Annotated in this window: 11 protein-coding genes; 4 read left to right on the top strand and 7 right to left on the bottom strand. The window is 67.1% G+C overall.

What is annotated here, in order from left to right; genetic code table 11:
• Window positions 1–23: 23 nt before the first annotated feature.
• The 4 genes from WG924_RS26795 to WG924_RS26780 form a co-directional block, all read right to left on the bottom strand.
• Window positions 24–1,511 carry an FAD-linked oxidase C-terminal domain-containing protein gene (locus WG924_RS26795; protein ID WP_345936096.1) on the bottom strand — a complete coding sequence of 496 codons (1,488 nt, stop codon included), beginning with the start codon at window positions 1,509–1,511 and terminating at the stop codon, window positions 24–26.
• Between the two features lie 218 nt (window positions 1,512–1,729).
• A complete protein-coding gene (ykgO, locus tag WG924_RS26790; RefSeq protein ID WP_188573920.1) occupies window positions 1,730–1,855 on the bottom strand; it encodes a type B 50S ribosomal protein L36 in 126 nt (41 codons plus the stop codon).
• Between the two features lie 157 nt (window positions 1,856–2,012).
• On the bottom strand, window positions 2,013–2,981 hold the full coding sequence (locus tag WG924_RS26785) for a class I SAM-dependent methyltransferase (RefSeq protein ID WP_345936095.1): 969 nt from the start codon (window positions 2,979–2,981) through the stop codon (window positions 2,013–2,015).
• A 188-nt stretch (window positions 2,982–3,169) separates the two neighbouring features.
• Window positions 3,170–4,939: an AMP-binding protein gene (locus WG924_RS26780; protein WP_345936094.1), complete on the bottom strand. Its 1,770-nt coding sequence runs from the start codon at window positions 4,937–4,939 to the stop codon at window positions 3,170–3,172.
• 407 nt (window positions 4,940–5,346) lie between these two features.
• On the opposite strand from WG924_RS26780, the gene WG924_RS26775 reads away from it, so the two are divergent.
• The gene (locus WG924_RS26775; protein WP_345936093.1) at window positions 5,347–6,912 is read left to right on the top strand and encodes an acyl-CoA carboxylase subunit beta; all 1,566 of its coding nucleotides are present in this window, start codon (window positions 5,347–5,349) and stop codon (window positions 6,910–6,912) included.
• 190 nt (window positions 6,913–7,102) lie between these two features.
• Window positions 7,103–7,669, top strand: a complete 567-nt coding sequence (locus WG924_RS26770) for an HD domain-containing protein (protein WP_345936092.1) — start codon at window positions 7,103–7,105, stop codon at window positions 7,667–7,669.
• A 12-nt stretch (window positions 7,670–7,681) separates the two neighbouring features.
• Here WG924_RS26770 and WG924_RS26765 read toward each other — a convergent pair whose 3' ends face one another.
• The gene (locus WG924_RS26765) at window positions 7,682–8,302 is read right to left on the bottom strand and encodes a TetR/AcrR family transcriptional regulator (protein ID WP_345936091.1); all 621 of its coding nucleotides are present in this window, start codon (window positions 8,300–8,302) and stop codon (window positions 7,682–7,684) included.
• Between the two features lie 80 nt (window positions 8,303–8,382).
• Between WG924_RS26765 and WG924_RS26760 the strand changes: the two genes are divergently transcribed.
• The gene (locus WG924_RS26760) at window positions 8,383–9,612 is read left to right on the top strand and encodes a serine hydrolase domain-containing protein (protein WP_345936090.1); all 1,230 of its coding nucleotides are present in this window, start codon (window positions 8,383–8,385) and stop codon (window positions 9,610–9,612) included.
• Here the strand turns inward: WG924_RS26760 and WG924_RS26755 are convergent.
• A complete protein-coding gene (locus WG924_RS26755) occupies window positions 9,594–10,157 on the bottom strand; it encodes a TetR/AcrR family transcriptional regulator (RefSeq protein WP_345936089.1) in 564 nt (187 codons plus the stop codon). The genes WG924_RS26760 and WG924_RS26755 overlap by 19 nt on opposite strands.
• A gap of 103 nt (window positions 10,158–10,260) precedes the next feature.
• Between WG924_RS26755 and WG924_RS26750 the strand changes: the two genes are divergently transcribed.
• Complete coding sequence (locus tag WG924_RS26750) at window positions 10,261–10,947, top strand: glutathione S-transferase family protein (RefSeq protein ID WP_345936088.1); 687 nt, start codon at window positions 10,261–10,263, stop codon at window positions 10,945–10,947.
• A gap of 60 nt (window positions 10,948–11,007) precedes the next feature.
• Here WG924_RS26750 and WG924_RS26745 read toward each other — a convergent pair whose 3' ends face one another.
• The gene (locus tag WG924_RS26745; protein ID WP_345936087.1) at window positions 11,008–11,802 is read right to left on the bottom strand and encodes a DUF4394 domain-containing protein; all 795 of its coding nucleotides are present in this window, start codon (window positions 11,800–11,802) and stop codon (window positions 11,008–11,010) included.
• Window positions 11,803–11,904 lie beyond the last annotated feature (102 nt).

The following is an 11,904-nucleotide window of genomic DNA, read 5'->3' as shown; positions in this document are numbered from 1 at the left end:
GGACCGCATCCTGTGCTCATGGCTCAGAACCTCGGCAGATGGGCATGGGGCAACTGGCCCTTGTGAACATGCATCCGGCCCAGTTCCGCGCAGCGATGCAGGGTCGGGAACACCTTGCCGGGGTTCAGCAGCCCGTCGGGGTCGAAAGCACATTTCAGCCGCTGCTGATGGGCCAGATCGGCATCGTTAAACATCTCGCCCATCAGATCGCGCTTCTCGATCCCCACGCCATGCTCGCCGGTCAGCACGCCGCCAAGACGCACGCAGGCTTTCAGAATCTCGGCCCCGAACGCCTCGGCCCGGTCCAGCTCGCCCGCCGCATTGGCATCATACAGGATCAGCGGATGCAGATTGCCATCGCCGGCATGAAACACATTGGCGCAGCGCAGGCCATAGGTCCGGGTCAGCCCGGTGATGATCTCCAGCATCTCGGGCAGCCGGCCGCGCGGGATGGTGCCATCCATACAGTAATAATCGGGCGAGATGCGCCCCACCGCCGGGAAGGCCGCCTTGCGACCAGCCCAGAACCGCTGACGTTCAGCCTCGCTCCCGCTCTCGCGCAATGTGCTGGCGCCGCAGTCGCGGGCAATGCCGGCCACCCGCGCGATCAGCGCCTCGACCTCGGGCCCCGGCCCGTCGAGTTCGGCGATCAGCAGCGCCTCGACATCCAGCGGATAACCGGCATCGCAGAACGCTTCCGCCGCATGGATCGCGTCGCGGTCCATCATTTCCAATCCCGCCGGCACGATGCCGGCCCCGATGATCCGGGCGACGCAGGCGCCGGCATCGGCCACCGCCGGAAAGCCGATCAGCAGGGCACGCACCGTCTCAGGGCGCGGCAGCAGGCGCACCGTCACCTCGGTCACCACCCCCAGCAGCCCCTCCGACCCGGTCAGCACGCCCATCAGGTCATAGCCGCCGGCATCCATATGCCGGCCGCCCAGCCGCACCACGCTGCCGTCGATCAGCACCACCTCCAGCCCCAGAATATTGTTGGTGGTGACACCATATTTCAGGCAGTGCACGCCGCCGGCATTCTCGGCGACATTGCCGCCGATCGAGCAGGCGATCTGGCTGGACGGGTCGGGCGCGTAATACAGCCCGTGGGCGGCGACGGCGGTGGTGATCGCCAGATTGGGCACGCCCGGCTGAACCACGGCACAGCGGTTGTCCAGATCGATGTCGAGGATGCGGTTGAACCGCCCCAGCCCCAGCAGCACCCCGTCGGCCAAAGGCAGCGCCCCGCCCGACAGCGAGGTGCCGGCGCCGCGCGGCACCACCCGGATGCCGCGACGGCCGCAGATCCGCATCACCGCCGCCACTTCCGCGGTATCGGCGGGCAGCACCGCCACCATCGGCTTCTGGGCATAAGCGGTCAGGCCGTCATTTTCATATGCCTCCAGCCCGGTCTGATCGGCGATCACCGCCGCCGGTCCCAGCAGCGCCGTCAGTTCGGCGATCAGATCGTCGCGCTGGGCAAGAGAGGTCGCGTCGGGGGCTGGCATATGCATCGGTGCCGTCTCCTCAAGGGCGCGCATCCGCACGCTGCATCAGGCATCAGGTGCATCAATATAGGCGTCCGTCACGCCGCTCGCACGCAAAACAACCGGAACGCAAAACGGCCGCGATCCGAAGATCGCGGCCGTTTTGTTCGATCACGCCCGCCACACATGGTGTGCAGCGGCATCATCACAAGTCCGGCACAGTGCCGGCAGATCCGATAGACGGATCAGCCCTGGCGGCACTTCATGCGCGGGTTGGACTTGTTGATGACGAAAACGCGGCCCTTGCGGCGCACGACGCGGCAGTTCTTGTCGCGCTTCTTGGCGCTCTTCAGGGAGTTGATCACCTTCATCGGTCTGGTTCCTCGCGGGTTCACGCGCCCTTGGGCACTGCCCCGGGCTCCTCCTCAGGCGAAAAGTGGGCGGAGGATATCGACGGCCCCCTGCCCTGTCAACGCGGAACCGCCCTTGATCGCATGATGGCGGCAATGCCACGCGCGGGCAGGACGGTCAGCGCCCCACCCGCCTGGCATAGACGCGATAGACCTTCAGATGGCCGCGCTCGATCAACGTCGCGCGGCAGGCCCACATCTCGATTTCTTTCAACAGGGCGCGCCGGAAGCCGCGGGTCATGTTGCCACCTTCGAGCCGGCGGGCGAAATCCGCCCAGCCACGCCGGATCAGCCGGTGCATCAGCTCGCTGATGTCGTCGCGGATCCGCACATCCAGCTTCAGCGCCTCCATCGCCTCCATGGCGTCGTCCAGGCTCCACGGCTGAGGCGTCACCGGCTCCACCCCGGCCCACAGCCGCAGGTCCGGAATGACATAGCCGGGCTTGGGCAGCATATAGTCGGTGAACAGCAACTGGCCCGATGACGGCTTCAGAGCCCCCGCCAGATCGCGGATCAGCTTGGGCTTGTCGGGCAGCACGAACAGGGCTTCGCGGCTGATCACGGCATCATAGGCATTGGGCTTCAGCTTGCTTTCAACCGCGTCGAAATGCTGCACCGGTGCCTTCCGGCCCAACCCCGCGCGGTTCGAATAGTCGTTGCCGCGCTCGGCCAGCAGCGGATCGGGCTCATATCCCATGACCCAGGCATTGGTCTGGGCCACGATCGCCCGTGGCACGCCGCCAAGGCCCGCGCCAAGGTCCAGCACCTGCATGGAACTGTCGAGCCCCAGCGGCCGGATCAGCTCGTCGACCAACTCGGGGCCACCCGGCTGAATGAAGCCCTCCCCCCACAGATGCTCGGCAACCGTGATCCGGTCGGTGGTCCAGAGCGGCCCCTTGCTGCGCTTGCCCACCACCGAATTGTCGTCCGGTGGCGGATCGACCAGATTGACCAGGTCAAGGATCGGCAGTACCGGGGTCGGGGCGGGCAAAGCCAGGACCGGTTGATTGCGCTTTTGCCACCAGCCCAGGAAGCGTTGCCGCAATCCGGGCCGTGAGGGCTTCCGCCGCGCTGATCGTCGCGCCATGCGTCACTGGGTCTCCGTGCCTGTCATCTGCCCCGTCCCGGCCACCATCCCTGGCGGCACCGACAGCATAGACGCCGAAGGGCGGTCCACTCAATCGCGGACCGCCCTTCCATCGCACAAGAACATGCGCGCCGCCACCTGCAAACGCGGCAGGCATGGCCGGTGGCCGGCCATGCCTGCCTTGAAGGCTACAGCTGCGCGGCCAGTTCCTCCTTCTTGACCTTGCCGGTCGCCGTCATCGGCAGGGTCAGGACGATCCGGAACTCCGGCACCTTGTAGATCGCCATGGATTTGCGGCACCAGGCGTCCAGCACATCGGCGGTGATCCCCTCGGCGCGGTCGGGATCCAGCCGCACGAAGGCCACCGGCACCTCGCCCTTGTCGGCATCGGGCCGGCCGATCACGGCGCTGCCGGCAATCGCCGGATGCTGGCCCAGCAGGGTCTCGATCTCGGACGGGAACACGCTCATGCCCTTGACCTTCAGCATCTCCTTGCGCCGGCCCAGATAGCGGAAGCTGCCATCGGGCTCGACCACGCCGATATCGCCGGTGCGCAGCCAGCCGCCGGCGACCAGGCTGTCGGCCGTCGCCTGCGGCTTGTTCAGATAGCCCTTCAGCAGCGACGGCCCGCGGATCAGCACCTCGCCCTCGACCCCCAGATCCTTCAGGGCGCCGGTCTCGAAATCGCAGATCTTGATCTCGGTGCCCGGCACCGGGAAGCCGCAGAACACCGGCGCCGATTTCAGGTCGTAGTCATCGGTCTGCATGCCGGTGGTGAAGGTGTCGGAGGTATGGGTTTCGGTCATGCCATAGGATGTCTCGCGCAGCACCAGCCCGGTGAGGTCACGCCAGCGGCGGCGGAATTCGGGGTTCAGCTTCTTCACGAACGAGATGGTGGTGGTCGATTTCAGCGACGACAGATCGCGCGCGGCGATATCCGGCCGGTCCATCAGCTCGACGATGTTGTCCATGATCATCGAGGCGCGGCTGACCTTGCAGCGCTCGATCGCCGCCAGCACCGCCTCGGCATCCCACCGCGCCAGCAGCACCATGGTCGATCCGGTGAACACCGGCAGCAGCACGCCCAGATTCTCGCCCGCGATCCAGAACACCGGCAGGAAGTTCAGCAGCACGTCGCTCTCGTCGCCCGGCGCCACGAAACTCGCCGACGCGGCCGAGGTATAGACCATGTCGCGCTGGGTGTGGATGCAGCCCTTGGGCATACCGGTGGTGCCGCCGGTATAATTGATCGCCGCCCAGTCATCCAGCTTCGCCACATGATCGGGCCTGCGGCCGGTTTCGGCCTCCAGCACCTCGATCAGCCGGCCATCGGCGCCGGGGCAGTCGCGGGGGGCCGCGAACAGGCCCGCGGGCGGCGGCAGCAGCGGTTCGCCATCCGGCGCCATATCGGCAAAGGACGTCACATAGACCCGCTCCAGCGACGTCCTGCCGCGCACCGCCTCGACCAGCGGATACAACTGGTCCAGCACCACGATCAACCGCGCGGCGGTGTCGTTCAGCTCATAGGCCAGTTCCAGTTCCTTGAACATCGGATTGACCGGCACATGGATGCAGCCGGCCTTCAGGATGCCATAGAACGCGATCAGGAATTGCGGGCAGTTGGGCAGGAACACCGCCACCCGGTCGCCGGGCTTGAAGCCCAAGGTCGCCAGATGGGCGGCGAAACGGTCCGACAGCCGGTCCAGATCGCCGAAACTCAGCACCCGGCCATAGAAATTGATCGCCGGCTTGTCCGGGTTGGCCTGGGCGCGCCGGGTCAGATAATCGCTGATCGGGATCTCGCCCAGCGGATACTGCGCCGCGCGCGGCAGGCCTTCCGGCCAGCGGGCGGCACGCAGGGCCGCGACATGGGTGAGATAGGCTTCTTCATCCGCGAAGCTCGTCTGAACGGGCTGGGTCTGAACAGGCTGGGCTTCGGCAGCGGTGGATGCGGGCATCAGGGCCTCCGGGGACGGCGATCAGGTCTTGCGGTGACGGCAAATCACGCCACAGACACCCGAACACGCATCCGTGTCAGAGGGTTCCCGTGGACGTTTCAACTCCCGCGCAGCGGCTGTCGGTCATCTCCCGATGAATGCGGAGGAATGTGCAAGGCATCATTCCGCCCACACCCGGCCCGGCCACACCCGGCCCGTCCGCACTCAAATCTTCGGTGGCAGATCGCACCGCGCGCAGGACAAGTGAACCATCGCCTCCGGCGTAATTCAAACGTTTATTTGATTGCGCTGAAACCATCGCTCATAATTCGGGCGAAACAAGAATGATTCCGTCTGGAGCATGGACAGGGCGCCCTCCCCCGGTGGCCCGCCGCCAGCCCGGCGGGACGATGGAGGCATACGCGAAGATGAGCTGGGAACCCGAGATCGAGGAACTGCGCCGCCGCCAGCAGATGGCCGGCCAGATGGGCGGCGTCGACAAGGTCGCCCGCCACCACGCCAATGGCAAACTGACGGTGCGCGAACGGGTGGCAAGCCTGCTCGACCAGGGCAGTTTCAACGAAATCGGCTCGGTCAGCGGCCGCGGCAGCTATGACGCCGACGGCAATCTGCTGGACCTGTCGCCGGCCAATTTCATCTATGGCCGCGGCCGCATCGATGCCCGCCCGGTGATGGTCGGCGGCGATGATTTCACCGTGCGCGGCGGCGCCGCCGATGCCGGCATCTTCGAAAAGCAGGTCCAGTGCGAGAAGATGGCCAATGAATACCGGATGCCGCTGGTCCGGCTGATCGACGGCACCGGCGGCGGCGGCTCGGTGAAGTCGTATGAAAGCATCGGCCATACCTATGTGCCGGCCAATCCGGGCTGGGACATCGTGGTCGCCAATCTGGCGACCGTGCCGGTGGTGTCGCTGGCCCTGGGGTCGGTGGCGGGACTTGGCGCCGCGCGCACCGTCGCCAGCCATTATTCGCTGATGGTGAAGAACATCTCGCAGATGTTCATCGCCGGCCCGGCGGTGGTGGCGCGGGCGGGCGAGACCCTGACCAAGGAAGAACTGGGCGGGGCGATGATCCACGCCAAGGCCGGCGCCATCGACGACGTGGTCGACAGCGAGGAAGAGGCCTTCGCCCGCACGCGGAAATTCCTGTCCTATCTGCCGTCCTCGGTCGACGAGCTGCCGCCGCGCACCGACCCGGTCGACGACCCCGTCCGCCGCGACGACTGGCTGATCAAGGCGATACCGCGCGAACGCCGCCGGGTCTATGACATGCGTCGCATCGTCCGCTCGGTGGTCGATACCGACAGCTTCTTCGAGATGGGCAAGATGTTCGGGCGCTCGGCGATGACCGGTCTGGCCCGGATCGACGGCTGGCCGGTGGCCGTGCTGGCCAGCGACCCGTATTTCTATGGTGGTGGCTGGACCGCCGATACCGCACAGAAGGTGGTGCGCTTCGTCGATCTGGCCGATACCTTCCATCTGCCGGTGGTGCATCTGGTCGACATTCCGGGGTTCCTGATCGGCCTGGATGCCGAGAAGACCGCCACCATCCGCCATGGCGCCCGCGCGCTCTCAGCCGTCTATCAGGCCCGGGTGCCATGGTGCACGATCGTGGTGCGGCGCGCCTTCGGGGTTGCCGGCGCCGCGATGACCAACCACACCCGCGCCCGCTTCCGCTATGCCTGGCCGTCGGGCGACTGGGGCTCTCTGCCCATGGAAGGCGGCATCGAGGTCGCCTATCGCGCCGAACTCGACAGGGCCGAGGCGGCGAACCCCGAAGGCGGCCGCGAGGCGCTGATGGCCGAGATCACCGAACGGCTGGAAGGGGTCCGCTCGCCCTTCCGCAGCGCCGAGGCGTTCTCGATCGAAGAGATCATCGACCCGCGCGATACCCGTGCCCGGCTGACGGAATTCGCCAATCTGGCGGCACCGCTGCGCAAGCCCGGCTTCCGTTCGGCCGGCTTCAGGCCCTGACCGCCCGGCCTCCGGCCCTGACCGCCCGACCTCAGGACACGCGCCGTCACTGAACTTTCGCGGATGTGGCCGCAGGTCAACCCGCGACGTTTGGCCCCGGCCTCGCCATATACTGTATCCACGCCCCCCGGATGATGCCTTCGGCGCGGCCGGCGTCATCCGGGGGCCCCTTCAGTGGATACGGAGCCTCATGGACCAATCCCACCTGCGCGGCTGCCTGGAGTTCATCCGGCAGACCGAAAAGCTCAAAGACGTGCTGCGCAATTCCCACACCGCGACCGGCCGCCATGAAAGCACGGCGGAGCACACCTGGCGGCTGTGCCTGATGGCGATGCTGTTTGCCCCCGATCTTCCGGGCATCGACCCGACCCGGTTGCTGAAGATCTGTCTGGTGCATGATCTGGGCGAGGCGATCAGCGGCGATATTCCGGCCATCCACCAGACCGCCGGCGACGACAAGGCCCGCCGCGAGCGCCAGGATCTGATCACCCTGCTGGAACCGCTCGACCCCGACCGTCGTGCCGAGTTCCTGGCCCTGTGGGATGACTATGATGCCGCCGCCTCGCCCGAGGCCCGTATCGTCAAGGGCCTCGACAAGCTGGAGACCATCATCCAGCACAATCAGGGCCTGAACGCCCCCGATTTCGACCACCGTTTCAATCTCGACTATGGCCGCCGCTATACCGACGCCCATCCCCTGCTCGCCAGCCTGCGCCGGCTGGTCGATGACGACACGCGCCGGCGCATCGACGGCTGAACCGCGCCTCGCCTATGCCGGCGCCAGCACCGCATCGACCATCGCCAGCAGCGCCGCCCCGTCGGCCCCGTCGCAGGCCTGGACCGACATGCCCTGAATGACCGCGCCATACAGCCGGGCCAGGGCCATGGCATCGGTGCCGGCCGGATATTCGCCAACGGCGATGCCCTGGCGGATGCGGTCGGCGACGGCCTCGATCGTGGCCCGGCGCAGGCGCGCCGCTTCCGCCGCGACCGCCTGATGGTCGGGCGCCGCCGCGACCAGGGCGGTCGATATCAGGCAACCGGCCGGATGGCTGGCATCGGTGAAGGCAAGCGCTGTTTCGCGCAACAGGCGCGCGATCGCGCCACGCGCGGTGGGCTCGCCCTGCAGCGCCGCCATGGTGAACAGGCCGGGACCGGTGCGATACAGCGCCAGCACCGCGCGATACAGCGCCTCCTTCGAGCCGAAGGCGGCGTACAGGCTGGGCGGCGTGATGCCCATGGCCGCGGTCAGATCGGCGATCGAGGTTCCCTCATAGCCGCGTTCCCAGAACAGCCGCATCGCGGTGGCCAGGGCCGCGTCGCGATCGAAGCCGCGCGGCCGGCCGCGACCGGCGCGGCCGGTGGCCGGTGGGCTCTGAGCATTTTTCATAGCGATCCCTAAACAAATGATTGCGACGCCTGCCTGCCCGGTTATTAATATAGCGACTGCTAATTAAATGGAGAAGCGCCATGCGCATGATCTCGTCCGTGGCGGCCACCGCCGCGGTGATGCTGCCGCTCGCCTTGAGCACGGCCGGGGCAGCCATGCCCACCGAGGCCGATCCGGCGCTGGCCGGCCGGCTGGATGCGGTTGTCGATGCGGCGGTCGCCGAGGGGCGGATCGCCGGCACCGTGGTTCTGGTCGCCCATGACGGTCGGCTGGTCTATCACCGCGCCGCCGGCCATCTGGATCGCGAGGCCGGCATCCCGATGCCCGAGGACGCGGTCTTCCGCTTCGCATCGGTCAGCAAGCCTTTCGTTGCCGCCGCCGTACTGGCCCTGGCCGATGCCGGGACCGTGGCGCTGGATGCGCCGGTGACGCGTTACCTGCCCGGCTTCCGGCCACGTCTTGCCGATGGCACCGCGCCGGTGATCACGCTCCGCCACCTGCTGTCTCATACCTCCGGGCTCAGCTATGGCTTTTTCGAGCCGGCGGACGGCCCCTATCACCGTGCCGGTGTCTCGGATGGCATGGATCAGCCGGGGCCGTCGCTGGCCGACAATCTGGACCGGCTGGCCTCGGTGCCGCTGATCTTCGCGCCCGGCACGGGCTGGCGGTATTCGCTCGGCATCGACGTCGCCGGGGCCGCGATCGCCGCCGCCACCGGCGAGCCCCTGCCCGATCTGGTCCGGCGGCTGGTGACGGCGCCGCTGGGCGCCACCGATACCGGCTTCAGCGTTGCCGATACAACCCGGCTGGCGGTGCCCTATGTCGACGGCGTGCCGGTGCCACGGCGCATGGCCGAGCGTGAAGATCTGGCCTTCGCGGCCAGCGCGATCACCTTCGCGCCCGACCGCGCCCTCGCCCCCGATGCTTATCCGTCAGGCGGCGCCGGCATGGCCGGCACGGCGGCGGATGTCCTGGCACTGCTGGAGGCGATCCGCCAGGGCGGCGCGCCGGTGCTGACACCCGCGGGCGCAGAGGCCTTCACCAGCCCCGCCACCGGCGATCTGCCGATCGACGTCACCGGCCCGGGCTGGCGTTTCGGGCTTGGCGCATCGGTGCTGACCGATCCGGCACTCGCCGGCAGTCCGCAAAGCCCCGGAAGCTGGAGCTGGGGCGGCGTCTATGGCCATAGCTGGTTCGTCGATCCGGTGCGGAAACTGGTGGTGGTGGCCATGACCAACACCACGCTTGCCGGCATGACCGGCGCCTGGCCCGATGCACTGCGTGACGCGGTCTATGCCACCGGCGAATGATCCTCACCCGCCAGGCCGGCGACGCCGACCGTGCGCCGCACCACATCCTCAATGGTATCTCCGTCGTCGATCGCCAGCCGCTGATCGATGATCAGACAGGCCAGCCCGTGAACGATCGCCCAGCGGGCACGGGCGAGATCGCGCTGAACACCGGCGGCGAGTTGCGCATGCGCATGCGCCGCCGCCGGCTGCAACCGCGCCTTCTGCGTCGCATCCATCGGACCGAACATCAACCGGAACAGGCCAGGGTTCTTGCGGGCGAAGCCTATATAAGCCATGGCCTGTGCCAGTGATCGGCCCTCAGCATCAACCCCGGCCGCTGTCAGAGCATCGGCCAACCGGTCGAACCCCTGGGCCGCCAGTTCCGCCAGCAGCGCCTCCCGGTTGTCGAAATGGCGATAGGGCGCCATGGCCGACACACCGGCGCGGCGCGCCACCTCGCGCAGCGCCAGCCCGCCATGGCCGTCTTCCTCAAGCACAGCATGGGCCGCGGCAAGCAACCGATACCGCAGATCAGCCGTTTGATCGGTTTGGTTTTTTTCCATTGACCCCATCGGATGCCGGCCTACTGTTTACAGTGTAAACAATACGCCACCCCATGGCCATCGGTTGATGGTCCAGCCTTCTGATGCGGGATGAACCGGTCCGATGCTCACCGTCCATCATCTGAACAATTCCCGGTCGCAACGCGTGCTCTGGCTGCTGGAAGAGCTGGGCGTGCCTTACGAGATCAAACCCTATCAGCGTGATCCTGAGACCATGGCGGCGCCTGCATCGCTGAAGGCCATCCACCCGCTGGGCAAGTCACCGGTGATCACCGACGATGCCGGCGCGCTCGGCCAGGTGACGATCGCCGAGACCGGCGCGATCATCGACTACATTCTGGACCAGTATGGCGATGGCCGCCTGATCCCGCCGCCCGGCACCCATGACCGCCTGCGCTGGCGCTATTGGATGCATTATGCCGAAGGCTCGGCCATGCCGCTTCTGGTCATGAAGCTGGTGTTGAAAGCCTCGGCCACCAAGGCGCCGGCGCTGATGCGGCCGATGGTCCGGCCGGTGGTGGGCGCCATCCTGAAAGCCTTCGTCGACCCGCGGCTGTCCACCCATCTGGACTTCTGGGAAACCGAGCTGGGCCGCAGCACCTGGCTTGCCGGCGACAGCTTCACCACCGCCGACATCATGATGAGCTTCCCGCTCGAAATCGCCGGATCGCGGATCGATTTCGGCAGCGGCAAGCCCAATGTCGAAGGCTTCGTGCGCCGCATCCATGACCGGCCCGCCTATGCCCGCGCGCTGGAACGCGGCGGCCCCTATGCCTATGCGGCCGACTGACCGGCACGGGTCCGCCACAAGAAAAGAGCCCGGCATCACGCGGGATGCCGGGCTTGCGCCTCACTCCATCCAGGCAATGTCGGTGATCGGTGCCGGGGCGCCATTGATCATGCCGGCGGATGTGGCCTTCCCGGTCATCAGGTCGACCGAATAGAGCCTGCCGCCATTGACCAGCCAGGCGGTATTGCCACCCATCCCGTCAGCCACGATGTTGAAGGCCATCGGCCGGTCGACGGTCAGACCCAGCTTGCCCACGGCCTGGAGCACGCCATCATTCGGGGGCGACTGCTTGATCAGCGCACCGATGGTGGCATCGATATCATAGAGCGCCGTGGCCTCGGCTTTCCGGCCGTTGACTGAATTGGTATAGGCGCCGGCGATGATGTCGGGGGCCTCACCCTTATGCATATCGCTGTATTTCAGCCCGCCATCGACCACCGCCTTGCCATCATCGACATTGACGCGAAGATTGGTGCCGTCCGGCGTCATCACCCGCAGCCGGTCGGCGGCCGGGTTGAAATCGACCGTGATGCCCGTCACCCCGGTGAGTTTTTCCGACAGGGTCGATTTCACCATGGCCATGCCGGTCATCGGGTCGACGGTCACGATACGGCCATCGGTCGCCAGGCCCCAGAGCATGCCATCGGCCGGGCGGACATCGATGCCGACAAGGCCCGGAACGCCTGACACCGTCGCGGTGGCGGTGACCATGCGGGTCGCGGGGTCGATGGTGACGAGCGTCTTGTCGCCGGCAAGTCCGATCAGCGACGCGGCCATGGCCGGCATGGCCGCCATCATGGTGGTGGCGGCGGTCACCAGGGCCGCGTTGCGCAATCTGCGATAGGTCGAGGTCATCTCGGCGTCTCCCTGTGGGGTCGGGGGGCGTCGGGGGCGCGATCATCGCGCCGCTTCACCCGTCAGGAGAGCTACGCCGCCACAGCGTGAACCGGATGCGGC

It is taken from the genome of Tistrella arctica (assembly GCF_039630945.1).
GTDB classification, from domain to species: Bacteria; Pseudomonadota; Alphaproteobacteria; order Tistrellales; family Tistrellaceae; genus Tistrella; species Tistrella bauzanensis.
This window is presented reverse-complemented; position numbering and strand designations above follow the sequence as displayed.